This window comes from Agrobacterium sp. DSM 25558 (assembly GCF_900100825.1).
Taxonomy (GTDB): Bacteria; Pseudomonadota; Alphaproteobacteria; order Rhizobiales; family Rhizobiaceae; genus Agrobacterium.
The window spans coordinates 1-685 of record NZ_FMUD01000096.1 but is presented as its reverse complement, the minus strand read 5'-3'; the positions used below and the strand labels follow the sequence as shown (position 1 = coordinate 685).

The 685-nt window shown below is 62.5% G+C and carries 1 pseudogene; it reads left to right on the top strand.

Annotation, left to right across the window (positions count from 1 at the left end):
* Positions 1-685, top strand: a pseudogene (locus DSM25558_RS27645) (IS110 family transposase); the annotation flags it as partial.

Sequence of the window (685 nt, the reverse complement as noted above, 5' to 3'; positions counted from 1 at the left end):
GCGTGATCGTCGTCAACCCGGCGCAGGTTCGCGCCTATGCCAACGCCATCGGTCGGCGTGCCAAGACCGATGCGATCGATGCAGCCCTGATTGCCGCCTTCGTCACGGCGACGAAACCGCAAATCCGACCGCTGCGCGATGCGCAAACCCAGGCTTTATCGGCCCTTGTCGACCGCAGGCGACAGATCGTACAGATGATCGTGGCTGAAGAGAACCGGTTGCGGATGGCGTTGGAGAAGACGACGCGCAAGAGCATCAGACGGCTGCTGGATGCGCTACGCCGCGAGATGGAGAGTATCGATGCTGATATGGATGACCATATCCGCAAGTCACCCTTGTGGCGTGTGCGCGAGGCATTGCTGACCTCGGTTCCAGGTGTGGGGCGGGCCACGGCGCGCACCCTTCTGGCCGAAATGCCGGAGCTCGGCAGCCTCGACAGACGCCAGATCGCATCGCTTGCGGGACTGGCACCATGGACCCGGCAATCGGGCAAATGGAAAGGCAAGAGCTTTATTGGTGGCGGGCGCTCGAAGGTGCGGGCGTGCTGTTCATGGCGGCACTGGTTGCGTCCCGTCACAACCCTCTCCTCAAAGCCTTCCGCGATCGCCTCGTGGCATCCGGCAAGCCCAAGATCGTCGCCATTGTCGCCACCATGCGCAAGCTTCTCACCATCCTCAACGCCATC